At 59.5% G+C, this 20,447-nt stretch carries 39 protein-coding genes and 1 pseudogene; 20 read left to right on the forward strand and 20 right to left on the reverse strand.

Annotated elements, in window-relative coordinates; translation table 11 throughout:
- Nucleotides 1-30 precede the first annotated feature (30 nt).
- The 17 genes and pseudogenes from AWB80_RS15480 to AWB80_RS15550 all read right to left on the reverse strand — a co-directional run bounded on the left by AWB80_RS15480 (nucleotide 31) and on the right by AWB80_RS15550 (nucleotide 8,383).
- Complete coding sequence (locus AWB80_RS15480) at nucleotides 31-447, reverse strand: type II toxin-antitoxin system HicB family antitoxin (protein ID WP_061175809.1); 417 nt, start codon at nucleotides 445-447, stop codon at nucleotides 31-33.
- Between the two features lie 56 nt (nucleotides 448-503).
- The gene (locus AWB80_RS15485; RefSeq protein ID WP_061175561.1) at nucleotides 504-680 is read right to left on the reverse strand and encodes a type II toxin-antitoxin system HicA family toxin; all 177 of its coding nucleotides are present in this window, start codon (nucleotides 678-680) and stop codon (nucleotides 504-506) included.
- A gap of 79 nt (nucleotides 681-759) precedes the next feature.
- Nucleotides 760-1,317 (reverse strand): hypothetical protein, encoded by a 558-nt coding sequence (locus tag AWB80_RS15490; RefSeq protein WP_244206524.1) that lies wholly within the window; start codon nucleotides 1,315-1,317, stop codon nucleotides 760-762.
- A gap of 32 nt (nucleotides 1,318-1,349) precedes the next feature.
- Nucleotides 1,350-1,700, reverse strand: coding sequence for a phage protein NinX family protein (locus tag AWB80_RS15495; protein ID WP_061175562.1), 351 nt, complete (start codon nucleotides 1,698-1,700; stop codon nucleotides 1,350-1,352).
- Between the two features lie 103 nt (nucleotides 1,701-1,803).
- Complete coding sequence (locus AWB80_RS15500) at nucleotides 1,804-2,109, reverse strand: hypothetical protein (RefSeq protein ID WP_143328051.1); 306 nt, start codon at nucleotides 2,107-2,109, stop codon at nucleotides 1,804-1,806.
- A gap of 355 nt (nucleotides 2,110-2,464) precedes the next feature.
- Nucleotides 2,465-2,863, reverse strand: a pseudogene (locus AWB80_RS15505) (hypothetical protein); the annotation flags it as partial.
- Between the two features lie 124 nt (nucleotides 2,864-2,987).
- A complete protein-coding gene (locus AWB80_RS15510; protein ID WP_061175564.1) occupies nucleotides 2,988-3,455 on the reverse strand; it encodes a hypothetical protein in 468 nt (155 codons plus the stop codon).
- A complete protein-coding gene (locus AWB80_RS15515; RefSeq protein ID WP_061175565.1) occupies nucleotides 3,452-3,859 on the reverse strand; it encodes a MarR family transcriptional regulator in 408 nt (135 codons plus the stop codon). Before AWB80_RS15515 ends, AWB80_RS15510 begins: the two co-directional genes overlap by 4 nt.
- A 17-nt stretch (nucleotides 3,860-3,876) precedes the next feature.
- Nucleotides 3,877-4,347, reverse strand: a complete 471-nt coding sequence (locus tag AWB80_RS15520; RefSeq protein ID WP_061175566.1) for a hypothetical protein — start codon at nucleotides 4,345-4,347, stop codon at nucleotides 3,877-3,879.
- On the reverse strand, nucleotides 4,347-4,802 hold the full coding sequence (locus AWB80_RS15525; RefSeq protein WP_425266853.1) for a DUF1064 domain-containing protein: 456 nt from the start codon (nucleotides 4,800-4,802) through the stop codon (nucleotides 4,347-4,349). Before AWB80_RS15525 ends, AWB80_RS15520 begins: the two co-directional genes overlap by 1 nt.
- Before the next feature lie 95 nt (nucleotides 4,803-4,897).
- Nucleotides 4,898-5,158 (reverse strand): helix-turn-helix domain-containing protein, encoded by a 261-nt coding sequence (locus AWB80_RS43975; protein ID WP_061175568.1) that lies wholly within the window; start codon nucleotides 5,156-5,158, stop codon nucleotides 4,898-4,900.
- Nucleotides 5,155-6,327, reverse strand: coding sequence for a replication protein (locus AWB80_RS15535; protein ID WP_061175569.1), 1,173 nt, complete (start codon nucleotides 6,325-6,327; stop codon nucleotides 5,155-5,157). The genes AWB80_RS43975 and AWB80_RS15535 overlap by 4 nt, the downstream gene beginning before the upstream one ends.
- 7 nt (nucleotides 6,328-6,334) lie before the next feature.
- Nucleotides 6,335-7,045 (reverse strand): phage antirepressor KilAC domain-containing protein, encoded by a 711-nt coding sequence (locus AWB80_RS15540; protein WP_061175570.1) that lies wholly within the window; start codon nucleotides 7,043-7,045, stop codon nucleotides 6,335-6,337.
- 8 nt (nucleotides 7,046-7,053) lie between these two features.
- Entirely contained in the window at nucleotides 7,054-7,245 is a 192-nt protein-coding gene (locus tag AWB80_RS43980; protein WP_160147444.1) for a hypothetical protein, read from the reverse strand.
- On the reverse strand, nucleotides 7,242-7,835 hold the full coding sequence (locus AWB80_RS15545) for a hypothetical protein (protein ID WP_061175572.1): 594 nt from the start codon (nucleotides 7,833-7,835) through the stop codon (nucleotides 7,242-7,244). The genes AWB80_RS43980 and AWB80_RS15545 overlap by 4 nt, the downstream gene beginning before the upstream one ends.
- Nucleotides 7,836-8,012: 177 nt before the next feature.
- Nucleotides 8,013-8,186, reverse strand: a complete 174-nt coding sequence (locus AWB80_RS43985) for a hypothetical protein (RefSeq protein ID WP_160147445.1) — start codon at nucleotides 8,184-8,186, stop codon at nucleotides 8,013-8,015.
- Entirely contained in the window at nucleotides 8,183-8,383 is a 201-nt protein-coding gene (locus AWB80_RS15550; protein WP_061175573.1) for a helix-turn-helix domain-containing protein, read from the reverse strand. Before AWB80_RS15550 ends, AWB80_RS43985 begins: the two co-directional genes overlap by 4 nt.
- A 44-nt stretch (nucleotides 8,384-8,427) precedes the next feature.
- On the opposite strand from AWB80_RS15550, the gene AWB80_RS44610 reads away from it, so the two are divergent.
- From AWB80_RS44610 to AWB80_RS43995, 9 genes are all read left to right on the forward strand, one after another.
- Nucleotides 8,428-9,387 carry an XRE family transcriptional regulator gene (locus tag AWB80_RS44610; protein WP_087131323.1) on the forward strand — a complete coding sequence of 320 codons (960 nt, stop codon included), beginning with the start codon at nucleotides 8,428-8,430 and terminating at the stop codon, nucleotides 9,385-9,387.
- 9 nt (nucleotides 9,388-9,396) lie between these two features.
- Nucleotides 9,397-9,720, forward strand: coding sequence for a hypothetical protein (locus AWB80_RS43280; RefSeq protein ID WP_143328052.1), 324 nt, complete (start codon nucleotides 9,397-9,399; stop codon nucleotides 9,718-9,720).
- Between the two features lie 84 nt (nucleotides 9,721-9,804).
- The gene (locus tag AWB80_RS15565; protein WP_244206526.1) at nucleotides 9,805-10,221 is read left to right on the forward strand and encodes a type II toxin-antitoxin system RelE/ParE family toxin; all 417 of its coding nucleotides are present in this window, start codon (nucleotides 9,805-9,807) and stop codon (nucleotides 10,219-10,221) included.
- On the forward strand, nucleotides 10,208-10,639 hold the full coding sequence (locus AWB80_RS15570; RefSeq protein ID WP_160147446.1) for a helix-turn-helix domain-containing protein: 432 nt from the start codon (nucleotides 10,208-10,210) through the stop codon (nucleotides 10,637-10,639). Before AWB80_RS15565 ends, AWB80_RS15570 begins: the two co-directional genes overlap by 14 nt.
- A complete protein-coding gene (locus tag AWB80_RS15575; RefSeq protein ID WP_061175576.1) occupies nucleotides 10,636-11,157 on the forward strand; it encodes a hypothetical protein in 522 nt (173 codons plus the stop codon). Before AWB80_RS15570 ends, AWB80_RS15575 begins: the two co-directional genes overlap by 4 nt.
- 102 nt (nucleotides 11,158-11,259) lie before the next feature.
- Nucleotides 11,260-11,517, forward strand: coding sequence for a hypothetical protein (locus tag AWB80_RS43990; RefSeq protein WP_061175577.1), 258 nt, complete (start codon nucleotides 11,260-11,262; stop codon nucleotides 11,515-11,517).
- A 280-nt stretch (nucleotides 11,518-11,797) separates the two neighbouring features.
- The gene (locus AWB80_RS44400) at nucleotides 11,798-11,962 is read left to right on the forward strand and encodes a hypothetical protein (RefSeq protein WP_167390459.1); all 165 of its coding nucleotides are present in this window, start codon (nucleotides 11,798-11,800) and stop codon (nucleotides 11,960-11,962) included.
- On the forward strand, nucleotides 11,959-12,081 hold the full coding sequence (locus AWB80_RS45325) for a hypothetical protein (protein WP_279628659.1): 123 nt from the start codon (nucleotides 11,959-11,961) through the stop codon (nucleotides 12,079-12,081). Before AWB80_RS44400 ends, AWB80_RS45325 begins: the two co-directional genes overlap by 4 nt.
- A 24-nt stretch (nucleotides 12,082-12,105) precedes the next feature.
- Nucleotides 12,106-12,255, forward strand: a complete 150-nt coding sequence (locus tag AWB80_RS43995) for a hypothetical protein (protein ID WP_160147447.1) — start codon at nucleotides 12,106-12,108, stop codon at nucleotides 12,253-12,255.
- Nucleotides 12,256-12,367: 112 nt separating this feature from the next.
- On the opposite strand, the gene AWB80_RS15585 is transcribed toward AWB80_RS43995, so the two are convergent.
- The gene (locus tag AWB80_RS15585; RefSeq protein ID WP_143328053.1) at nucleotides 12,368-12,733 is read right to left on the reverse strand and encodes a hypothetical protein; all 366 of its coding nucleotides are present in this window, start codon (nucleotides 12,731-12,733) and stop codon (nucleotides 12,368-12,370) included.
- Between the two features lie 32 nt (nucleotides 12,734-12,765).
- Between AWB80_RS15585 and AWB80_RS15590 the strand changes: the two genes are divergently transcribed.
- From AWB80_RS15590 to AWB80_RS15625, 7 genes are all read left to right on the forward strand, one after another.
- Nucleotides 12,766-13,695 (forward strand): phage Gp37/Gp68 family protein, encoded by a 930-nt coding sequence (locus tag AWB80_RS15590; protein ID WP_061175579.1) that lies wholly within the window; start codon nucleotides 12,766-12,768, stop codon nucleotides 13,693-13,695.
- A gap of 135 nt (nucleotides 13,696-13,830) precedes the next feature.
- Nucleotides 13,831-14,565: an HNH endonuclease signature motif containing protein gene (locus AWB80_RS15600; protein ID WP_244206527.1), complete on the forward strand. Its 735-nt coding sequence runs from the start codon at nucleotides 13,831-13,833 to the stop codon at nucleotides 14,563-14,565.
- Nucleotides 14,562-14,861, forward strand: a complete 300-nt coding sequence (locus AWB80_RS15605; RefSeq protein WP_061175582.1) for a hypothetical protein — start codon at nucleotides 14,562-14,564, stop codon at nucleotides 14,859-14,861. Before AWB80_RS15600 ends, AWB80_RS15605 begins: the two co-directional genes overlap by 4 nt.
- A 3-nt stretch (nucleotides 14,862-14,864) precedes the next feature.
- Nucleotides 14,865-15,374 (forward strand): hypothetical protein, encoded by a 510-nt coding sequence (locus AWB80_RS15610; protein ID WP_061175583.1) that lies wholly within the window; start codon nucleotides 14,865-14,867, stop codon nucleotides 15,372-15,374.
- An 84-nt stretch (nucleotides 15,375-15,458) separates the two neighbouring features.
- Nucleotides 15,459-15,776 (forward strand): hypothetical protein, encoded by a 318-nt coding sequence (locus tag AWB80_RS15615; RefSeq protein ID WP_061175584.1) that lies wholly within the window; start codon nucleotides 15,459-15,461, stop codon nucleotides 15,774-15,776.
- Nucleotides 15,773-15,985: a hypothetical protein gene (locus AWB80_RS15620; protein WP_061175585.1), complete on the forward strand. Its 213-nt coding sequence runs from the start codon at nucleotides 15,773-15,775 to the stop codon at nucleotides 15,983-15,985. Before AWB80_RS15615 ends, AWB80_RS15620 begins: the two co-directional genes overlap by 4 nt.
- Entirely contained in the window at nucleotides 15,982-16,185 is a 204-nt protein-coding gene (locus AWB80_RS15625) for a hypothetical protein (RefSeq protein WP_061175586.1), read from the forward strand. The genes AWB80_RS15620 and AWB80_RS15625 overlap by 4 nt, the downstream gene beginning before the upstream one ends.
- A gap of 99 nt (nucleotides 16,186-16,284) precedes the next feature.
- Here the strand turns inward: AWB80_RS15625 and AWB80_RS15630 are convergent, their stop codons facing one another.
- Nucleotides 16,285-16,482: a hypothetical protein gene (locus AWB80_RS15630; protein WP_061175587.1), complete on the reverse strand. Its 198-nt coding sequence runs from the start codon at nucleotides 16,480-16,482 to the stop codon at nucleotides 16,285-16,287.
- Nucleotides 16,483-16,583: 101 nt separating this feature from the next.
- On the opposite strand from AWB80_RS15630, the gene AWB80_RS15635 reads away from it, so the two are divergent.
- The 3 genes from AWB80_RS15635 (at nucleotide 16,584) to AWB80_RS15645 (ending at nucleotide 19,449) form a co-directional block, all read left to right on the forward strand.
- Nucleotides 16,584-16,790, forward strand: coding sequence for a DUF4224 domain-containing protein (locus AWB80_RS15635; protein WP_061175588.1), 207 nt, complete (start codon nucleotides 16,584-16,586; stop codon nucleotides 16,788-16,790).
- Complete coding sequence (locus AWB80_RS15640) at nucleotides 16,787-17,821, forward strand: site-specific integrase (protein ID WP_061175589.1); 1,035 nt, start codon at nucleotides 16,787-16,789, stop codon at nucleotides 17,819-17,821. Before AWB80_RS15635 ends, AWB80_RS15640 begins: the two co-directional genes overlap by 4 nt.
- A gap of 506 nt (nucleotides 17,822-18,327) precedes the next feature.
- Entirely contained in the window at nucleotides 18,328-19,449 is a 1,122-nt protein-coding gene (locus AWB80_RS15645) for an acyltransferase family protein (RefSeq protein ID WP_061175590.1), read from the forward strand.
- 232 nt (nucleotides 19,450-19,681) lie between these two features.
- Here AWB80_RS15645 and AWB80_RS45425 read toward each other — a convergent pair whose 3' ends face one another.
- Nucleotides 19,682-19,831: a hypothetical protein gene (locus AWB80_RS45425; RefSeq protein ID WP_160147448.1), complete on the reverse strand. Its 150-nt coding sequence runs from the start codon at nucleotides 19,829-19,831 to the stop codon at nucleotides 19,682-19,684.
- Between the two features lie 149 nt (nucleotides 19,832-19,980).
- On the opposite strand from AWB80_RS45425, the gene AWB80_RS15655 reads away from it, so the two are divergent.
- Complete coding sequence (locus AWB80_RS15655) at nucleotides 19,981-20,406, forward strand: hypothetical protein (protein WP_061175591.1); 426 nt, start codon at nucleotides 19,981-19,983, stop codon at nucleotides 20,404-20,406.
- Nucleotides 20,407-20,447: the final 41 nt, after the last annotated feature.

The following is a 20,447-nucleotide window of genomic DNA, read 5'->3' on the forward strand; positions in this document are numbered from 1 at the left end:
GATAAGACGGACGGGTTTACAACCCTTTCTTTACGCGATGCTGATCTCAAGCTGCTTGCCCAAAACGGACAAGGCCTCTGCGATCGTATCGATCTTGGTGGCGTGATTCAGCGTCATGATGCGGTTTACATCCTGTGGACGCGTACTAAGTCGGCGTGCGAGCTCCGACGGCGTGACACCCTGAGCGATCATCTCGTTAAGCAATAGGATCTTGGCCGAGACGCTGGCTGGCAGCGCGACCAGTTCCTCACCTTTCTTTGCTTTCGACGGAGACGGCACCGGGCGTTTGTCTTCGAAGTAGAAGTCCATCGCGGTAAGCAGCGCGTCGGCGGCCATTTCGCGCGCCTCATCGAGGGTATCGCCCTGCGTCAGCGCCTCCGGAATATCCCGAAACGAGACGACGAAGCCAGATCCTTCCGGCTCGAACAGTGCGGGGTAACGAAACATAGTGCACTCCATTGCATGAGAAACGGTGCGGAGAAAGCCCCTTCCGGGGCTCCCTCTCATTTCAGGTTGAGTTGCTTCAAAATCTTCTGCCTTAGACCTTCCCCGATTTCGTGGCCGGGATGCCTTGGCAGGGTGGTTTGTTTGCCGTTCAGGTAGACCTTCGTGTGATTCGAGCCTTCCTTGAAGATCGCGCCCTGTTCAGCGAGCCACCTCTTGAACTCACTCTGCTTCACCGCCTCTCCGTGTTGTTGAACATGAACCCATGTTAAACATTTTTGCTTAAATACGCAAGGAGTTTTTAAACGTTTTTGTTTATTTCAAGCGAGGCGAGCGTGTGCTCAGAAGCCCCTTCGCCACCAGTGCAGGACGCATCAATGCCTTCGCCTCAGCGTAGTCTTGATCCTGAGTCGCCGGGCTGCGCGGGTTTTGAAACACGACAGCGCCCGCGACGAAGTTGCGAACGGCGGTCATCACGGCGATGCGATGCGCGAGAGACAGCTTCTGAATGATCGGATCGACGATCTGCCCAGTCGCCGCGCGCAGTTGGTGATCGACCACGTCGTTGAGCTGGTCGTAATCCATCCATTGATTGCTGATCTTGAAGTCACGGCACGTCGCGTCCGCGCGGCCGTATCCGAGCGCCGGCTCATATGCCTGACTCCACTCGTACCACTCGGTCAGCACCGCATCGATCTCATCAGCGGCGATTGCGCTCGTCGTCATGTTCGTCCTCTTTCCGTATTGTTCGCAGCGATGTCCGTGGTTCTTGCCGTTGGCGCAGATGGTTTGCATGGAGCCGATAAATTCGTAGGTTCGTTCGTGTGGGCATCCCTTGCAGGTGCCGCCCTCCTTTGCGATCAGTTGCAGCAACGGATCGCGGAATGTGCGCGGCGCGCGCGGTGTCAATCGGACACCTCATAACCGAAGACCTCTGCAACGCGCAGCCGACATACCGCGACCATCAGCGATTCATCCACGAAGACTCCGTGGAAATCTGCGTTGAGTTGGGCTTCTGCGAGCCATTCGATCTTTCCGTCGTCGCGGAGTCGTGGGTACGTCACATAGCGCTGCCGCACGGCGATCGGTGCGACGATGTTCAGATTTCCGGATGGCTGGTATTCAACCGGGCCTAGGCTCGCTACATCGATTTGGCACCAGTCGGCCCCGCACGCATGCCGCACTTCGGGAAGCAGACCTTCGGCCTTCGCCACCCAATAGTCGAGCTGCGCGCCGGAGAGTTGAGCGACGTTCATCGACCAGCCTCCCATTGGAGATAGACAGAGAACAGGCAGCCCAGCAGTACAGGCCACACGAGTGCGAAGACAACGCCGGCGGCGTCCTGCGAGATGACGGCGCTCATGCCCATGCCCTCATTTCAATGCCGAGAGCCAGCTTGAACGCTTCAGGCAGGTTGACCTCGGCAGGCAGATCATTGTCAAGAGGAAGGCCGCTAACCGGGCGTAACCAGTCATCCGGAATATGCGGATCGGTGATAAAGCCGCTTCGAATCGTGCTGACAGGCTCGCGCGTTCGGCACACCCAGCACGGGCCGTACGTCGGATCCGCCTCAAGGTCACCGAGCACTTCGACGATCTTTCCGATGTGCCCCGGTGCCGTCGGCGCTTTTACGATCATTGCCAAATCACCCGGTTTGCAGTTCATCTACGCCACCTCTCTCACATCCATCTCGTTCATGCCGCTCGCGAGGAACGGCGCCAATGTCTTGGGGTTGTCGTCTACATACGCCCGAATGCGATACACGCCAGGCTCAATCCACGCATCGTCGAGAATCGGTATCCCTGCGCGCCGATCCTCGGGAATCCATGCATCAACCCAGACAAACGGTCGGTCTTTGCTCTGAAGCTTCGGAAGCGCCAGCCGATACACCGTCGTGACGAGCGGCCGCGTCAGCCGGAATGGCTCCATCGCGTACCGCTTCCCGTTGCGACCGCGCGGCGTGCGCCACACCGTTTCCGTCGGAATTCGAATCGAACACAACACCTTCTTCCTCCTTCAAACCCATCTTTCGCGCGCGCACTGGCATCCAGCGGTCATAGGCGCGGTCCCATGCAGCGAATTTCTCTTCTCGCGCCGCCGAGCCTTGGTCGATCCATGTGTGACATGCCCCGCATCCGGGAACGGTCTTCTCGTGCTTCGCTTTGATGCCCATGCCTTTGCCGTCTCGCGACTGGTTCGAATGGCACGGCACGACCGTCGCGCTGCCGATACACACGCCGAAGATGCGCAGATAGCAGGCTTCACCCGCGCACGCCGCCAGATACTTCGAGCCCTCTGCGACCGTCGGCTTCTTCACGCGGCGCTTCATCGCCGAGCGACGCAGCGACGCCGCGCGATCGGCGAGCGGCCAAGCGGTGCGCTTCATTGGAGCCTTGCGTTGGATCGGCGAGCGCTTCATTGGCCCCTCATCAAAGAGAAAACCGCCAGCGCCATCATGGCGGCCGCGCTCCACATGGCAACTCGAGGACTGCTCGCATGCGCGGTATAGATCGTTCCGAGAACCACGAAATAACGAGAGTCCTTCATTGGTCGCAGCCCTTGCCGACGACGTGCGAGTCACCCGGCGCCGTGAACTTCTGCCAGTGGATCCAGCCCTGCTCGGGGCAATGGAATCCCCAATGCCTATAGCGTGGACCGGTGACGAAGATCGTCCAGCACTCGCCGTGCGTCAGCTCAATGCGGTGCGCGAAGGTGCCGAACAGGCGCAGCTTCCACTGGCCGGCGGTGCGCTCGGTGCGCACGTTGATGCCGCCCGGCGCGATCGTGTGCTCGGTGTACGTGCCGCGCAGCAGGATCGACAGATTCGACCAAGGGTGATCGTGCAGCGCGCGGTCGTCGTCGCTGCGCATGAAGCGATGCAGGTAGACGTTGAAGAAGCGATTGCGCGGGATGACCCACCAGCGGAGCAAATACGGGTCGTCGTGGCCGCCGATGACGACATCGGGCGCGCGGCGCGTCATGCGCGAGATGATCCATTCGCGGAGCTTCATGCTGCTGCCCTCCCGATGCAGCACATCGCATGCATTCCGGCAACCAACGCTGCAAGGGCTGGCGGAACAGGCATCGCGACCTCGGGGCTGCGCTTATTCATCTCGGCAGACGAAGGAAACGATTTGCCAGACCAGCGGTACACAACCGGCGGCTGTCCGCCGATGGACGAGCGGCTCTTTCCGACTCGCTCGATGTATCCATGCGCCTCGAGCGCCACAAAGACGTTCTTCAGGATGTCGCGAGAGATCTGAAGGTCTTCGACGACGACGCGCAGCGTCGCGTGCCGGCGGCGTTTCAACGCTTCAAGCACCAGGCGCTGATTCAGCGGCATCGGCTTCGTGATTCGCTTCTTCGGCGCGCGCTTGCTCAGATCCTGCCGCTCATAGTTCTCGTTTCCTCGCATCTCTTTCTCCCCGATAGTCACGCTGCCTCCCTGAACGCATTACCTGCATCGATCCGACGGTGAACCTCCGAGAGTGCCGACAGCACGACAGCCTTGGTTACAACTCGCATTTGTTCGTCGTGGAGCGCAATCACCGCGCGAACGTCGTTCATGGCGTCGCCGTCGAAGCCCCAGCGCCCGCATTTGCGCGCTCGATCGCGAACTCGAACAGCGCCCGCGAGAGCCTTCTTTACCGTCTCGACGAGCTCGGAGCCGTATCCGCGCTCCGCCAGAACCAGCGAGATGTTCAACGCACAGACCACCGTCGACCAATGCTCTTCGGTCCCGCGCCCTTTCAGCATCTCGTCCAGAGCGACGTGATAGGCGATGCCGAGATCCGTCGTCTGCGCCTTGTCCATCGGCGTGCGACGCTCGAGAACGTCGATACCGATCGTGCGGTTGATTGCGCGCGGGCGGTACGCCTTGCGCGGTTTCTTGTTGCCTGCCATCAGATCTCCCTGATCGTGATGTTGTGCACCGCCAGCATTTGCTTACGCTTTTGCACGTAGGTGCGGTTCTTCCGTGTCGCAACGGACTTCACGTCCTCGACGACTTCCTTGCCTGCGTCGACGTCGAAATAGACGAAGTCGGCGACGTACTTCGATGCCCTTTCCCACTTGCCGTCGTCGCGCTTCTTGCGCTCGGTCAGGACGAAGGGAACCTGAAGGCGCAGATCGCGGATGCGGCCGGAGGCTTGTAACTGGATCAGGTGGAACCAGCGCGAGCGCTCCTTTTCGCTGTCGAATTTGATGCCGCCGTGCTCGCACTTCGTGTTGCGGTACTTCGGCGGCTTCTTGGACGCCTGCATGGGCGCGGCTGCAAACGGGTCGAGGGGGTCGTCCAACGCGCTCGACTGCGGCGGGTTTCCGTTCAGCTTGTAGATGGCACGCTGCGCGGCGGTCATCGTCGGGCGGATGTTTTCGTCGCGTACGCGCGCAGTGCCGACGTTCTTCGTTCCTTCCGCGACGTGCATCGGCCAGGGTGCGGAGCGCTTCGTCATCAGAAGTCCCCCATGCGCAGGCCATACACGTTCGGCGCGGCGTGGTCGTTTCGCTCGACCATCAGAAGCCCGGCCGCCTCAAGCTCGCGCACTGCTTTCCAAACGGTCATCAGCGAAACGCACATCTCGGCTGCTAGCTCCGGCGCGGTGATGGCGCATACGCCGTTGGTGCTCTCGGACCGGCGAGCCAGGGCCAGCAGCAAAAGCTTCTGGGATGGCTTGACCTTCTTCGCCCATACGAGATCGGTGAATGTCTTCACGCGTGCTCCTGCTTTTCGATTGCGGCCCGCACGCGCGCAGCGATCGCCGGTACCGGCTCTTCGTCGTCGAATGCGATGCCCATTTCCTTCGCCTTGGCCTTGATGCCGCTGGCGGACTTGTCCCAGTCTTCGGCGTGCACGCGCGTACCGTCCGGATTGCGCTTGATCGCCATGCGGCCGCGCACGTCGCCGTAGCCTTTCGGGCTGATGAGATAGTCGAAACCTGCATGCGGCGGCAGTTCGACCTTGTCGCGCACGGCCGGGAAATAGCGCTTCCACGCCTGCGGATCGGCCGCGAGCTTGCAGAGGAACGCGCGGATTGCGCCGGCACGCGCCTCAACGAATCCCGCCTCGTCTACGGTGCCAACTCGCTCCCCGAGCGCCTCGTTGAAGGCTCGGATCACGGCAAGTTCGTCGTCGCTGTACGCGCTCTGGATCTCGTCCATCCATCCGCCAGCGTTCAGCCATGAAGCGGCGTACGGGATGAACTGCGGGTTTGCCCACTGCTCCGAAGTCATGGCCTGCGTCAGACCGGCCATCAGGGCCGTCATCAGCTGCTCGTCCGGATTGAGCTTGGCGAAGGCTTTCTCAGCCTTGGCCTTCGATTTCTTACGCGGGTATGCCGTCCAGAAAATTTCAAAGCGTTCGCGAAGCGAGCGCGAAAGGTGTTCTTTTGGAGATGTCTTTTGGGTATGTGTTTTGGGTTTGTCTTTTGTGGTTCCGGATTCCAGAACCTTAGAGTTCTGACTTTCAGAACCTTCCGTTACGGATTCCATAACCGTATGGTTCTGGATTTCAGAACCCCAAGACGACAAAACGACGCGCACCTCAGACGACCACTTCGAATACACCTTGTTCAGGGACAACACGCGAGCGTGTCGCCCTTCGTCCGCCAGCAGCACGCGCATCTCGATCAGCTGCGAGACGGCGAGCGATGCTTGCGGCTTCTTCATGCCCGTGCGCGCCATGATCTGGCTGAGCGCGAGCTGGTCGGATTGCTTGTTGAAGCCGTACGTCATGCGCCAGACGGTCAGGATGACCTTGTACTGGTTCTGGCTGAACGGCGCGAGCGTGATCGCCTCGAGCAGTTCGTTGGCGATGCGCGTGTAGCCTTGCTCGAGTTGCGGCGAGCGGTACTCCGGCATGTGGATGACGTCGGCGAGTGCCATGGCGGTCTCAGTGAAGATCCGCGCCGCGCATCTTCTGCGCGATTTCGGTGAGGCCCTTGGCGGTCACGAGAACCTGCGTGGTGACCTTCTCGGAGCCGTCGTTGCGGTGCACGGTCGTGATCTTGTGCTCGAGCACACCGCGCTGCAGCTTGTCCTGATAGGCGGTCCACGTCGCGCCGCCGGGACGGCGATAGATCCAGCCGTTCGACTGCATCCACTCGAACACGCGCTTCGGCTGCTCCTGCAGGTTCTTCGCGGCATCCGTGATGCACATTGCACCGCCGGCAACGGCCAGGCGATTGAGCGCTTCGACCTTCGGCGCGGCTGCGGCAACTTCTTGCTTCAGACGATCGCGGTCCTCGGCCAGATCCGCGGCGAGGCGGAGCGCTTCCGACATGCTCTGCGGAATGGCGAACGCGGGCGCCGTGGCTTGCTGCTCAAGTTGTTGCCAACGATCGACGAGGCGCGCGGTGAATTCCGGCGAGAGCTGCGCGACGATCACGTAGCTGTCGCGCTTGCAGATGCGGTATTCGCTGACGACGCGCGGCCGACCTATCGAATCGGGAATTTGTACATCCGCCAATGGCGGTTGGACGATAACGCCGCGCGCGGCGAGACGTTCGATCGAACGCTTCACATCGTCGTGACGCGATTCGACCAATTCAGCAATTTCGCGGCTCGACATCGTCGGCGCGCCGGGCATCGTCAGATCGTTCATTGGTGACCTCAAAGGTCGTTGTCGTGACCGCACGGCAGCGAACCGTCCGCGCGTTGCTTGGCGCCGCAACCGATGCAGGTCTTCGCCTCTTCGGCTTCAACCTTCTCTTGGTGCTCGGCAGTGAGCGGGCCGTCAAAGAAACGACCCGTGGTGATCATGTCGGGGAAGGCGGCGAAAACGTGACCGGCGGACACCATCACGACACCTTCCGCAGTTCAGCGACTTGAACGCCGCTCTTCGAGATTTCCGCCTCGACAGCGCGCATGACCTGCTGCTTTTCGCGAATGTCGTGCGCGAGGCTGCTGTGCAGGCGCGGCAGTTCGCCCGGGTCGATGCCGTCGAGCAAATCGGCCGCATCGGATTCGGTCCGATGATTCGTGCGAACGATGACTTGCATGACGTGTTGAACGTTCAGATCCGCGCTGGACTTCTGGTGACGCGCTCGCGCCACGCAGTCGATCTGGCTCAGGATCTCGTTGAGCACGTCCACGCGCCTCTCCATCGGAAACGCCGCAAGGATCGAGTTCTCGAAGTTCGCCGGCATCAGGTTGTTGTCCTTCGACTCGTCGTCGAGCCAACGCCATATGCGATCTGCGTTCTTCTTCGCCGTCGTGAATGCGTCGCCACTGCTTTCGAACGTGATGCCGGTGACCGCTGCACCGCCGATTCGTTCGTGTGCATCGACGATCGCCATCGCCGCTGCCTCGCGGCTCCAGCCCTGCTCCTTGCGCCACGCGGCCACGTGGTCTCGGATGACTGCGATTCGGGTCTTGTGCGATTCGCTTCGCATGATTTTTCCTTTTTGGGTCCGTACCATGCTTTCAACAAAAGACGGACCAAAACAAAAAACGGGGTAAAACTAAAATGAAAAACGAGTGCAGCCTGGGAGACCACGGTGAGCTTAGTAGTCCTCAATCAGATCGAGTGAGCCGCATACTCAAACCGACAGAAGAAGGACACTCGCCGATTACTTCGCTGCTTTGGCTGGTCCTGCTGACTCCGCTTTCAGTTCGCGGATCTGCAGGACCGCTTTCTTTCGAACCTCATCGATATACGCCTCGGGGAAGTTCTTTGCGATCAACTCAAGGAGCATCGCTCGCACTTCCTTTTGCTCGGCAGCCGTAAGCGGAACCTCGGTCATGCAGCCTCCGCGTTGTGCTCGGTCGCCAATTCAGCGTGGAGCTTTACAAGGCTGTCTTTAGTGGTCGCTCGAACGTCCTTGCGACGGCCCGTCTCGATGTGGCTGATCGCGCCCTGCGACAAACCGCAACGCTCCGCAATTTCCTCCTGAGAAAGCCCTCGCTTTCGGATCGAAACGACGAGCTGTCGCGCGTCCATTTGTCTGCCCCATTTCAAGTAATAACAACGACAGATTAATACATATGTATTTGGATGTCAATACCAATGTAGTCGATGATTCGGGTACGCTCCAATACATGAGTAATATTGGTATTGGGAAGCGCCTGATTGAGGCCCGCGAAAAGCGCGGGTGGTCCCAGGACGAGCTCGCGGATAAGGCGGGCGTCAGCCAAGGCACGATCGGCCATCTTGAAAGCGGCAGGAACAAGAGTTCGACCAAGCTTCCACAGATCGCGGCCGCGCTAGGCGTAACCGTCGAATGGCTTACGGGGTCCGCCAAAGAGAGCGGGAAATCGGCCGCTAATCAGTCATTCGGCGCGCCCGGTCTGGCAGATAGAATTAAGTCAGTGCTGGAAACCGCCGGCGGGAACATTTCAGCCGTCGCGGCAGCGGCAGGCACGACTGAGGAAGTCGTAGCAGGTTGGTTGGCTGGAAAAACCGCGACGATAGGCGTCGACGAGGCCGTTGCCCTTCAGGAAAAGTACAGCATCAACTCAGTATGGTTGATGCTCGGCAAGGGGCAACGGACGACGGCTGTTCGTTATAACGATGAATGGAACCCTATTCCAGTAACTGGATGGCGGGGAATACCGGTAGTGGGCATGGCGCAATTGGGAGACGGTGGCTTTTGGGCTGACGTCGAATACCCCGTCGGACATGGTGACGGGTTCGTAGACGTGCCGACTAAGGACAAAGACGCATACGCCCTTCGGTGCAAGGGCGACTCGATGCGTCCTCGAATCAAGGATGGCGAGTTCGTCGTTATCGAGCCGAATCACGAGATCGAGCCCGGTGATGAGGTGTTGGTCAAGTCGAAAGACGGGCGCGTGATGGTGAAGGAGTTCCTTTACAAACGCGCCGGCCGCTGTCACTTGGCATCGGTCAACGAGACGCATGGAAGCCTTGCGTTCGCGGACGATGAGATCGAAAAAATGCACTACGTTGGTTGGATCGCAAAGCCGTCCGCGTGGCGCCCAGATTGAGACAACAAGATGAAGCTTCTCGTTGTAGTCGCACTCGGTGCGACACTTGGAGCCTGCGCAACCGCAGATGATCTTCGCACCAAGCAACCAGCATTCACCGGCGAGACTTCGCGACCGGCGCCCGAATATGCAGGATGCGTGCAGATGGGCTGGCAGGACGCGGGATCCGATGCTGTCACGTACGCGCCGACGGCAAAGGGGGTTACTCTGACAGTCCGCGGGATTGCGGGGTATGAACTGCTGCTCGACAACCAGTCCGGCTCGGTAACCATGTTCACCCGCCTGCCGTACGGCAATGGCAAGTTCGTTGAGGCAGCGCGGAGCTGTCTGTGATGTTTCGGTCTGCCCCGGCGCCGTGCGAAATGCCACACAGCGAAGTCAAGTAAAGTGAATCACAATAACTTTTAAGTTAAGATCTTGCGCATAGCTGCCGTTATCAGTGATGTCTGGAGCATCTACGAGCTGCTCAACGACCGGGGAGACGCGGTGCTCTCTGGAGTCCGGGAGGACGAGATGTCGGCCTGCCTCGCGTTCCTCGCGAAAGTCTCCGTTCATGGCCCGGCATCTTTACCGGATAACAGGAGTCACCATGTTTCTACTGACGAACCGAAGATCTGGCAGTTCGATGTCACGGCGAAGTTGCGCCTACTCTGGTTCTACGACGCAGGCAAATTAGTCGTCGTATCACATTGCTTCTACAAGCAGGGCGGGAAGAAAAATACAACACCGCGAGAGCTTGTCGAAGCCGCGCAAAGCGTCTTTAGGCAGTATTTCGCCGACAAGGCAAACGGCAATTTACAGATCGAGGATGGAGCAGAAGATGAAGATCAGTAACCGTTACCAAAAGGCTTTTGAACAGGCAAAGGAAACGCCGGCGTACTGGGCCGAAGGCGCGATGCTGGACATCGCGCGTCAGATTGTTGCTGTGATGCGAGACAAAGGCGTAAGTCAAGCGAAATTGGCGGAGATCATGGGAAAACATGCTCCGTTCATCAGTCGCGTTCTGAGCGGAGAGCATAACGTCACGATTCAGACGATCGCGGAAGCCGTACATGCGTTGGACGCGCATTTGGACGTACGCATCGTACCGAACAAAGCGATCTCGCTCCCAGTTACCGAATTCACGGCCACTGTCGACGATGCTGCGATGATTCCGAGTCACGGTGTTGGTTTCCGAAGCCTCAAATTGGTAAAGCTTCACGCGATGAATCAGACTGCGCAGGAGCAGAACTTCTTGAAGAAGGTTGCATGAACGACAAGCTCGCGTTCGTCCTTGACCACTTGATGGTTCAATCGGCCTTCCCGTCCAAGATTCTTTTCGAGGTAGCCGATTGGTACGATCATCGCCAGGCGTTCGACACTTTCACACGACTGACGTGGAGAAACGCGGACGCCATGATTGGAGAGATCGAAGTCGAGGCCGCTGAAGGGCCGCAGAAGATCCACATTTTCCGATTTAAGATTTCGACAAGGACTAGGCTCGTCCGGATGGGGCCCGAAGGGCTGCTGGGTGACGATAAAGAACCGGCGCCCGAGGACGTGGTATTTGATGCGAACATCGACTTCATGGTCGAATACCTCGTACACGGCTGCCTCCCGACGGATCTCGATGAAGACGCTGTCTCGGAATACTCGTTGCGAAACGTCCCATACCATCTCTGGCCCTTTTACCGCGAACTGATTCAGAGTCTAGCGGTTCGTGCGCGCATCCCTCCGCCCAATGTCCCTTCGTTCCGCGTTCCAAAATCTCACCAGAAACCGGCAGACTGACTACCGCGCCCTGCCGGGGGGCCCCACCAATGAACCCGCTTCGGCGGGTTTTTTGTTGGGTAAACGTTTAAGAACGGGCGTCTCCTTGCCGATAGTAGGGTTATGGAACCCAGAGACCTATTCCCCGTCGGTGCTTACGAGCTGCGTCTGACAGACATCGATCTTGCGCACCTCCGCGCCGTCGTGCCCTGCGAAGTGAAGAATCCGAGGCGCGTGCTCCCACTCGCCTACTGGCGATGGCGCGTGAGTCAGCTGCTTGCTTCCAAGCACCTCATGCCCGCGCAGCTGACGATCGCCCATGCCCTTCTGGACCAGATCGACGCTGGCGTCGAAAGCGCGCCACTGGCCAAGGCAAGCTAATTTCGGTCCTCTTCGAGCAACCCGCTTCGGCGGGTTTTTTGTTGTCTGCGCGCTACCAATTCCCGCGGCGCGCCCCGTCCGATCACAAAAATCCCTACGGCAAATACATTCGTATTTACTTTCTCCAAATACCTTTGTATTATTTGTCCTATGCACTCACCGACGCACTGAGAGGATGGAATGGTAGGAAAGATTGGACTGATTTCCGCCGCGCTCGCATGGGCACTCCTTGCGACGGCGGGTGGTATTTGGCTAATGACCATCTGAACGGGAAACGAAGATGCAACGCGTACTGAATGACAACGCCCTGCTCCGCGATGTCGAGCGGCTGGAGGATGCCAATACTCTGATTAAAGCCGTCGGAGTTGGAAGCCTCTACTCCATCGGCATCGCATGCGTGTGGTTCCTCTGTGTAGCGGCTCCCGCCGGAGCGCTTTGGAAATGACTCTGCTGAAGATCTGGGCGGTCGTTCTGATCGTCGCGGCAGCCTTCCTCGCCCTCGATTCCGAATCGTCGCACCGCAAGGCCGAAATGGAACGCTGCGCACATACGCGCTGCATCTGATAACTGGTCCCGGAAAACCTCACCATGAACGCGACTCAGATAGTAGTCCTTCTGTTCTTCGTGACGATGGTTGCCGCAATCGCGCTCGTGCGCGGCGCAGATCTGCGCGCCAAGCGTCACTTCGAAGAGATCGAGCAACGCAAGAAGCGCATCCGCTGGCCGGCGGCGCACTGAATTCCAACCAACCGCGCGCCGGCGCGTAATCCGGCCGTCTGACTTGATGGCGTCGCGCCGCCTGGCCGTGATGGGCAACCCGAAAGGGCGACAGGCTAGCAGCGTCATCAATTCAGATCGTGAGGTATTCCGTGAGGTCAATGACGAAAGCTTCTTTGACGCGGTAGCGAATCGTCTTGCTTCCGTCATCGAAGTCACGCATCCGCTCTTTGACGAGGGCGTGCAATTTCGAAATGTGTCGCTCCAGATCTTCGGCGGAGAGCGAAGAAAGCTGCTCCAAGAACTGATCTGAGAAGTAAATCGAGACAGTTCTTGACGTTTGGGTGAGGTCGTCAGGCTGGTTTGCCAGCGGCCAATCGAGAAAAAAGTTGCGAGGCGCATCTGGCGCGCGATGAAACTCAACACCTGCGGGGAACAGCGGGCGAACGCCCTCTGCAAGCAACTCTAGAGATTTGAGCTTTCGCGGATCGATGGACACAGTTCTCTCCAGTTACAGACGGGAATCCTAGTATGAGCGAAAACAGCAAAATCGAGTGGACGGACCACACATTCAATCCGTGGGAAGGCTGCCAGAAGGTCGGACCGGGCTGCGATCACTGCTACGCCGAGACGCGCAACGCGCGCTTCGCTGGCGGCACGGCGATCAACTGGGGCCCAGGCGCGCCGCGGCGCCGCACGTCGGGCGCGAACTGGCGCAAGCCTCTGCATTGGAACGCGGTACACGCTGACTTCCTGTACAAGCACGGCCGCCGCCAGCGTGTGTTCTGCGCGTCGCTCGCCGATGTATTCGATAACGCCGTCGATCTTCTGTGGCGCCGCGACCTGTTCCGTCTGATCGCCGAAACGCCGAATCTCGACTGGCTGCTGCTGACGAAGCGCATCGGCAATGTGCCGACGATGCTCCGCCATATCGGTGTCGACCATCTGCCGCGCAATGTGTGGCTCGGTGCGACGATCGTTAATCAGGAAGAGGCGGACCGCGACATCCCGAAGCTGGTGTCGATCGACGCGCGCGTGCGCTTCCTGTCGATGGAACCGTTGCTTGGCCCGGTACAGCTTGACCAGTTCCATCCGAGCCGCGAGCCGGCGCTGCCGCCGCTGCTTTACGGAATCGATTGGGTCATCGTCGGCGGTGAAAGCGGACGCGATGCGCGCCCCATGCATCCTGTTTGGGCCCGCTCGCTGCGCGACCAGTGCGCCGCCGCCGGGTTGCCCTTCCTGTTCAAGCAATGGGGCGAGTGGCGCCACATGACCGTCGACGAACAGCGTGCGAATCCCAGTGCCGTAGCGCGGGGTAATACGAGCGCCTGGCCTGACGGCACTCTCGGTTATGGCGACTTCCGCAGCAATGGCGGTTACGGGAAGCCCCTGTTCCTCATGGGCAAGAAAGCCGCCGGCCGCGAGCTGGACGGCGCGACGCACGACGGCTTTCCCGCGTGACCCGCCTCCTCCCCACCTTCCGCGCCCTGCTCGAAGCACTCGAAGCGCTCGGCTTGGCGAAGAAACCCACGGCACAGCAAGTTCACCGCGCGTGCGAGAGCTTCTTGGAGATGGTCGCGGACGTCGAGCAGCAGCGTGTTGAGATCCGAATTGGAAACGCAGTATTGGGAGGTCGCCATGCAGCGACGCTTTTGGACAGATGAAGAGATCGCGCGGCTGAAGCGCGAATATGCCCACCGGCAAACCGGCGAGCTTGCCCGCGAGTTTGGATGCTCGATTGCACGAGTCTATGCGAAGGCCGGAGAGCTTGGCCTGCACAAGTCCGAGTCGTTCATGGAGTCTGACCGCAGCGGGCGCGTGCAGCGCGGCAAGCAGGACGCGCGAATGATCGCGACGCGCTTCCAGAAGGGGCAGACGTCGTGGAACAAGGGCGTCAAGGGCATCTGCGGCACGCATGAGAACTGCCGCCGCACGCAGTTCAAGAAGGGTTCGATGAGCGGAGCGGCGCAGCACAACTATGTGCCGATCGGCTCGGAGCGCATCAGCAAGGATGGCTATCTTGAGCGGAAAGTGAACGACGATCATCCGGTGCCGGCGCGCCGCTGGGTCGGAGTGCATCGGCTCGTTTGGGAAGCTGAGCACGGCCCGATTCCGCCAGGTCACGTCGTCTGCTTTCTGCCAGGCCGGCGAACCGCCGACCCTGAGCGCATCACGCTCGACGCCCTCGAACTCGTAAGCCGCGCCGAACTCGCGCACCGCAACCACCCGCGCAACAGAGATCCCGAGCTCGCGAAGCTTGTGCAGCTCAAGGGCGCCATCACCCGCCAAGTCAATCGCATCGCCCGCGAGGCGAAGGAGAAACAGTCGTGAGCAACAACATCAGCACCGTTCGTCAGCATCTGCTCGACACCCTCGCGGATCTGCGCAACCGCGAGAATCCGATGGAAGTCGAGCGCGCCCGCGCTGTCGCCGACGTGGCGCGTGTCCTGGTCGACAGCGCCAAGGTCGAAGTCGACTTCATTCGAGCGACTGACGCGACAGGCTCGGGCTTCTTGCAGCAGCCTGAGCACCGCGCGGCACCGGCACCGGAGTTGCCGACGCCTGTTGCCAGCAAAAGCGACATCGAGCGCACGCCGACCGGCCTCGTTCACCGAATCAAGGGCTGAAAGATGACAGAAGAACGACGCGCGGTTATCCGCGACGCAATCAGCAACATCACGCAGAGCGCCGAGTCGCTGCGCGCGTGCCATACGTCCTTCGACAGCCGCGACGACTGGGGCGACGATCACGAAGCGAAGGCCGATTACGACGCTGAGGTCGCGCTTGTTGCACGGTTGAACGCCCTTCTCTCCGCGAGCATCGCCGACACGGCGGGGGCGAAGCAAGAGCCTGTGGCGCGCGTTGTGTACGGCGTCGATGTGGACGGCGACGCATATGCCCGCGCTGAATGGCTCACGAACGCTCTTGAGAACGGGACGCTGCTCTATCTCGCCGCCACTCCCGCGAGTTCGGTAGCCGATGCGGCGGGGGCGAGTGAGCGAATCAAAGCGCTGTTCATCGAGAACCCGGCCGATGAGATGGGTCCGAGCGACGAGCCGGAATCTCAGTATCGGCTCGGATACAACACGGCGCTTGAGGACGCTATCGACGCCATCGCAAAGGAGGCGAAGCATGGATAAGAAAGCAGAGTATCAAGCGTACTGCGATTGGGCCTTCAAGAAGGAAGGCGAAGCCATCGGCCGCATGGACGGAAACGACGCCGGATGGGCGCGAGTGAGGGGCAGGCGGAGCCGGTGGCGTGGCAGTGGCAAGACGAAGTTACGCAGCGATGGCATACGCAAGAGCACAAGCCGAATTACGCCGATGGAACCGCGATTCGCCCGCTCTACACCCACCCATCCGCCGAGATCGCCGCGCTGCGCGAGCGGATCGCGGGGATGGAGAAGGATGCGGGACGCGGATCAGTCGCAGCTTTGCAAAGCGCCAGGCACGCGGTTTATACCGCCAGCACGCTCGACGAAGCGTTCACCTCCGTTCAGAAGTTGATCGACGCCGCCATTGCCAAGGAGAAGCAGGGATGAATACCGCAATCGAAAAACTAGGCACAGCAATTGAGGCGGCGTTGGAAGAGGCGCCGGTCGGCGATGTGCTGTCCATCCTGACTGGCGCGTTCGTCGGCCTCACCATCGAGTTGGTGCGCCGTCAGGGGCATGACGTAGAAAAGGAAATCAAAGTCGATGGTGGGGACCAACGCGACATCACCATCCACGCGCCGAAGGATCCGAAATGACCGAGCAAACCATCGCGCTCGCATCCGACACCGCCCGCCTCGACTTCATGCTCCGCACTGGCGCCGTCGTGCAGTGGTACGGCGAGACGTGCCAGCTTCACGGCAGCGCAGGCGTCATTTCTGGCGCGGGCGAGTTCTACGAATCGGCGCGCGAGGCTATCGACGCGGCCATGGCGCTGGAGCAGCGATGCGCAAGCTGACCGCGTTCGAGTGGGCCTGCCTTGCCGTTCCGGTCATCGCGGGAATCGCATACCTGATCGCGGAGTGGATCTGATGTGCGCCCGCTGCGGAAGCTTGAATCAGGAATGCGCCAGTTGCATCAGGTCGGGCAGCTTCCAATTCGGCGCTTCCTGAGCGAGCTTGTGAATGAAAGTGCGCCAGTACACATCGCCGTGCGCTTTGCTGTCCGCGTCGTAGTGGCCGTATTGAATGACAACGTCCGCCACCGCAAGGGCGTCGGCGGACTCGAGAAGGGTTTGGGCTTTGATCTTGTTCATGCCCGCGTTATCGGCAGCAACAGACAGAACTTTAGGCAGTGAAATGCAGCAGCAAATCGAAGAATTCATGCGCGTGACGCGCGCGTATCTGGAGAGCCAGCATGGCGATCGTGACGAATGACCAGCTCGTCGAACTGACGGGCGGCCTGCGCCAAGGCGCGGCACAGAAGCGCTGGATCAAGAAGGCGCTCGGCATCGACGCGCCGCGTAAAGCGGACGGGCACCCGCTCCTGACGTGGGAGCAGGTGAATCGCGGCCCGAGCGAGACGCAAAAGAAATCCGTAATCAAGTGGAAGAACGCAGCATGAGAAAACCAGTGCGCGATGGCCTCCTGCCTCGCATGGAAGCGCGGCCCACGAAGAAGGGGTTCACGTACAGGTATCACCCGGTCGGCGCAAAGCCGGTCAACCTCGGCCCCGACCGGATCGAAGCGATTCGGAAAGTGCTGGAGATCACCGGCGGTGGCGACGACATCGGGACGATCGCTCGCCTGTGGGAGCAGTTTAAGGAGACGCCGGGCTGGAAGCGGTATTCGCAGTACACCCGGACGGACTACGAGCAGTGCTCGCTGAAGCTGCTGGAGATCTTCGGCGATGCGCGCGCCGACCTGATCGATGCGACGGATGTCGCGAAATACCTCCGGAAGGAGCGTGCCGACGCGCCGGTGCGCGCCAATCGAGAAATGGCGCTGCTTTCGAACCTGATCGGGCTCGCGATCGAGCGCGGCGAGGCGAAACACAATCCCTGCCGCGAGGTGAAGCGCAACGAAGAGCAACCGCGCACCGAAGCGCCGGAACCGGAAGAGTTTGCCGCGTTCGCCACTTGGCTGGCGGAACAGGGCGGCCAGCGCGCGCTTGTCGGGATGGCCGCGGAATACGCTGCCGGCGCGGGCAATCGGAAGGTCGAGTTTCTCGACCTGTCGTGGCCGCAGGTCGACGAGGTTGCCGGGCATATTCGGATTAAGCGCGCTAAGCAGCGCGGCAAAAAGCGCGGCGAAGTGATCGAGCAAATTGAAATCACTCCGCATATATCCGAGTTAATCGCCCGATTGAAAGTCGTGCGCGCTCGTCAAAAGAATCCGGATTGCCTTTACGTATTTCCGAATCGCTTCGGGACGTCATATACGCAAGAGGGATTTAAGGCGACGTGGGGAAAGTTGATGCTCGAGGCGATTAAAAAGAAAGTGATTCAGCACAGGTTCACTTTTCACGATCTCCGCGCCTATTACGTGACCCAGCATAAAGCTGAACGCGGCGCCCTTCCCGACCTCCACGCGAACCCGGCAACGACCGCGCGAGTGTATGACCGCAGTAAGGTTGTGAAGCGAAAAGCACTCTGAACCGCGGGAACGAAGTCCGAAAAAGCCAATAGAATCAATGGCCCGTTTACGACTTGCGTTCCCATTCGTAGGGCTGAGATCCTTGTCCGGTATGGTTAGATGATTAGGATTGTGATTCCTGTCGTCGTGGGTTCGAGTCCCATCAGCCACCCCACTCTTCTCAGCATTAATCCCCAGTTGTTCTTTTTATTCTGTAACGCGATTTTCTACAAAAACCGCGATTTCAGAATTTCGCTTTAGTCCCATCACAATACTTCGCTGTACATTCATACAGTCACTCGCGCGCGTTCGTTGCGGCCGCAGGCGGTCCGACTGTCGGCACGGCACTGGTCGGAGCCAGCGGAAAGATGGCCTGAATCTCAGGTAAGATTGAGCACGCTCATAGCGTACCTTCGATATGAATAAGCGTTTGTCCAATTGTTGAGCGGGGGTTCCGTCTGGAGCCTATGGAAGCTTAATTTCGCCATATCATTCGTTTGCTTTGGTTCTGTGGAAATGCGCCGCACATGAAAGACGATACTAAAAATGCTGAAATTGAAGGGATGCGTGGCGTTGCCGCGCTCTTCGTCTTATACAATCACATCCCGTTCGCATCGGCGGCCTTGAATTCGAAATACCCCGCACTTTTTGGCTTCGTAGCAGGAAGCCAGCGCTTTTATATCCCCGGGCATTGCGGGTCGCTCGGCGTGCAACTGTTTTTCTGTATTACAGGTTATCTGTTCTGGAAGAGAGTCGTAGTTTCCGGAAAATCGACTGATTGGGCACAGTTCTATCGGAATCGATTTCTGCGGCTCGCTCCCGCGTATATTCTCTTCGCAATATTGATGATGCTTACACTGAGTGTGATCGATGGTTTCGAGAGACACGTATCAGCGTTCGAACTTGCACACGATGTATTCGCGCAGCTAGCTTTAGGTATCGTGCAGCAGCGTCGCTTCAATGGAATCGATACGACGATGTTCAACACCGTTACCTGGACGCTCGCATACGAATGGGGATTTTATGTGCTTCTGCCGCTGCTCGCCGGTTTGAGGGCCAGGCGATGGACAACGGCGGTTGCGCTTGCAGTTCTCGTAATTACTATCTTCATTTACGACGCGCGATTGTACTTGCTACTCTTTTTCCTGACCGGAGCGATCGCTGCGGAACTTCGCCTCAACGTCCAGTCCCGGCCACTCTTGGGCTCGTTGGCATTCTGCGCCCTTGCGCTGGCCGACGTCATGTTTCCCAAGGAAGCGATAGCAACCGCGATTTCCGCGGTTGCAGGATTTAGCTCGTTCGCGGACGTTACCGTTGCTTTGGTTCAATGGGTAATCGTGAGCGCAGCGTTTTTTGTCGCTATCAAAACCAAACCCTATATACTGCGCCTTCGACCATTAATGATGCTCGGAACGATCAGTTACAGTTTGTACCTGCTTCATCTAACGGTGCTGCAGATCTCTATCCGAATCGCGGATAGGTTTGAACCGATCTCGCAATGGAGCATCGCGCATTTCTGGCACTGGGCCATCATTGCGACAGTCTGTTCGATCGGCGCCGCAGCTCTCTCCTACGCATTCGTTGAGCGCCCCTTCCTGCATCGAAGACGAAACGAACGACGTTCTGCGCTGGCAAGTCAGGGACTGTGAGCGTTGATATTCTTCATGCGGCGCGTTTCATAAGTCGTGCGTTCGAGTTCCATCGGCCACCGCACCGGAAATTCATGCAAAAAGCCCAGTGATCCGACTGGGCTTTTTGCTTTCACGGAGCTGGCTCGGGCACGCGTCATGCACATCGAAGGTCTCCCCTTCGCGAAAGACCGATCATGACCCGAGCTCCCCTCGCGATAGCCACCCTCCTTCTCGTCGCGTCTTTCGCAACTCAAGCCCAGACCGCGCGCCCCGACGACAGCGCATCGATGGTCAAGCCACCGGGCGCACCCGGCGCGCCGTCGGCAAGCGCGACGCGCCCCGACAATCCTGACAACATGCCCGTCAAGCGTCCGAACCCGCCGCCGAACAGCGATCGCATGCTGCATCACAGCCCCGCCAGCGACGCAATCGCAAAATAGCCCGCAATCGCGACGGAACCGGCTCGGAAGCGCGCGCGACGCCACTATAATGGCGCTCGTCACGATAATCGGAGAGAAACGCGCCTTGAGGCTCCAGGCGGTCTAGCCAATGCAAAAAGTCATTCTGCCGTTCGTTTCTGGTTTTCTTGCCGCACTCTTCTTTCGCGAATCGACGCTGGCGCTGCTGCATGCCGCGGGTCTCGTCGATCCAGCCGGCTATTCCACCGCGCCGTTCCTGCCGCTCGGCATTCCCGAATTCATCGCCAATGCGCTATGGAGCTCGATCTTCGGCGTGCTGATGGCGTGGCTGCTGCGCGTCGCGCCCGATCGCAGCGCGCCGTGGATCGGCGCTCTCGTATTCGGCGGCATCGTGCTGACGGCCGTGGGCGTGTTCGTGATCGATCCGGCGCGCGGCATCTGGCCGACCGGCAACATGCTGCCGCGCCTCGCGCCGAACTTCATCGCGAACGCGATCTGGGGCTGGGGCGCGCTCGTGTTCATGCGCGCGTTCATGGCGGGCAGCGAATCGCGCTGAACCGGCGTCGCAATGAAAAACGGCCCACGCGGGCCGTTTCT

Origin of the sequence: Caballeronia pedi, from assembly GCF_001544915.2 — a bacterium.
Lineage (GTDB): Bacteria > Pseudomonadota > Gammaproteobacteria > Burkholderiales > Burkholderiaceae > Caballeronia > Caballeronia pedi.

Bases quoted from the DNA above. Each gene is read 5' to 3' on its own strand.
- AWB80_RS15480 (WP_061175809.1), bottom strand. From the start codon at position 447: ATGTTTCGTTACCCCGCACTGTTCGAGCCGGAAGGATCTGGCTTCGTC.
- AWB80_RS15495 (WP_061175562.1), bottom strand. From the start codon at position 1,700: ATGAACGTCGCTCAACTCTCCGGCGCGCAGCTCGACTATTGGGTGGCG.
- AWB80_RS15500 (WP_143328051.1), bottom strand. From the start codon at position 2,109: ATGAACTGCAAACCGGGTGATTTGGCAATGATCGTAAAAGCGCCGACG.
- AWB80_RS15510 (WP_061175564.1), bottom strand. From the start codon at position 3,455: ATGAAGCTCCGCGAATGGATCATCTCGCGCATGACGCGCCGCGCGCCC.
- AWB80_RS15515 (WP_061175565.1), bottom strand. From the start codon at position 3,859: ATGCGAGGAAACGAGAACTATGAGCGGCAGGATCTGAGCAAGCGCGCG.
- AWB80_RS15520 (WP_061175566.1), bottom strand. From the start codon at position 4,347: ATGGCAGGCAACAAGAAACCGCGCAAGGCGTACCGCCCGCGCGCAATC.
- AWB80_RS15525 (WP_425266853.1), bottom strand. From the start codon at position 4,802: ATGACCGCCGCGCAGCGTGCCATCTACAAGCTGAACGGAAACCCGCCG.
- AWB80_RS15535 (WP_061175569.1), bottom strand. From the start codon at position 6,327: ATGGCACTCGCCGACGTCATCCACATGCCGGAGTACCGCTCGCCGCAA.
- AWB80_RS15540 (WP_061175570.1), bottom strand. From the start codon at position 7,045: ATGAACGATCTGACGATGCCCGGCGCGCCGACGATGTCGAGCCGCGAA.
- AWB80_RS15545 (WP_061175572.1), bottom strand. From the start codon at position 7,835: ATGCGAAGCGAATCGCACAAGACCCGAATCGCAGTCATCCGAGACCAC.
- AWB80_RS43985 (WP_160147445.1), bottom strand. From the start codon at position 8,186: ATGACCGAGGTTCCGCTTACGGCTGCCGAGCAAAAGGAAGTGCGAGCG.
- AWB80_RS15550 (WP_061175573.1), bottom strand. From the start codon at position 8,383: ATGGACGCGCGACAGCTCGTCGTTTCGATCCGAAAGCGAGGGCTTTCT.
- AWB80_RS44610 (WP_087131323.1), top strand. From the start codon at position 8,428: ATGTATTTGGATGTCAATACCAATGTAGTCGATGATTCGGGTACGCTC.
- AWB80_RS43280 (WP_143328052.1), top strand. From the start codon at position 9,397: ATGAAGCTTCTCGTTGTAGTCGCACTCGGTGCGACACTTGGAGCCTGC.
- AWB80_RS15570 (WP_160147446.1), top strand. From the start codon at position 10,208: ATGAAGATCAGTAACCGTTACCAAAAGGCTTTTGAACAGGCAAAGGAA.
- AWB80_RS15575 (WP_061175576.1), top strand. From the start codon at position 10,636: ATGAACGACAAGCTCGCGTTCGTCCTTGACCACTTGATGGTTCAATCG.
- AWB80_RS43990 (WP_061175577.1), top strand. From the start codon at position 11,260: ATGGAACCCAGAGACCTATTCCCCGTCGGTGCTTACGAGCTGCGTCTG.
- AWB80_RS44400 (WP_167390459.1), top strand. From the start codon at position 11,798: ATGCAACGCGTACTGAATGACAACGCCCTGCTCCGCGATGTCGAGCGG.
- AWB80_RS45325 (WP_279628659.1), top strand. From the start codon at position 11,959: ATGACTCTGCTGAAGATCTGGGCGGTCGTTCTGATCGTCGCGGCAGCC.
- AWB80_RS43995 (WP_160147447.1), top strand. From the start codon at position 12,106: ATGAACGCGACTCAGATAGTAGTCCTTCTGTTCTTCGTGACGATGGTT.
- AWB80_RS15590 (WP_061175579.1), top strand. From the start codon at position 12,766: ATGAGCGAAAACAGCAAAATCGAGTGGACGGACCACACATTCAATCCG.
- AWB80_RS15610 (WP_061175583.1), top strand. From the start codon at position 14,865: ATGACAGAAGAACGACGCGCGGTTATCCGCGACGCAATCAGCAACATC.
- AWB80_RS15615 (WP_061175584.1), top strand. From the start codon at position 15,459: ATGGGCGCGAGTGAGGGGCAGGCGGAGCCGGTGGCGTGGCAGTGGCAA.
- AWB80_RS15620 (WP_061175585.1), top strand. From the start codon at position 15,773: ATGAATACCGCAATCGAAAAACTAGGCACAGCAATTGAGGCGGCGTTG.
- AWB80_RS15625 (WP_061175586.1), top strand. From the start codon at position 15,982: ATGACCGAGCAAACCATCGCGCTCGCATCCGACACCGCCCGCCTCGAC.
- AWB80_RS15630 (WP_061175587.1), bottom strand. From the start codon at position 16,482: ATGAACAAGATCAAAGCCCAAACCCTTCTCGAGTCCGCCGACGCCCTT.
- AWB80_RS15635 (WP_061175588.1), top strand. From the start codon at position 16,584: ATGGCGATCGTGACGAATGACCAGCTCGTCGAACTGACGGGCGGCCTG.
- AWB80_RS15640 (WP_061175589.1), top strand. From the start codon at position 16,787: ATGAGAAAACCAGTGCGCGATGGCCTCCTGCCTCGCATGGAAGCGCGG.
- AWB80_RS15645 (WP_061175590.1), top strand. From the start codon at position 18,328: ATGAAAGACGATACTAAAAATGCTGAAATTGAAGGGATGCGTGGCGTT.
- AWB80_RS45425 (WP_160147448.1), bottom strand. From the start codon at position 19,831: ATGCGATCGCTGTTCGGCGGCGGGTTCGGACGCTTGACGGGCATGTTG.
- AWB80_RS15655 (WP_061175591.1), top strand. From the start codon at position 19,981: ATGCAAAAAGTCATTCTGCCGTTCGTTTCTGGTTTTCTTGCCGCACTC.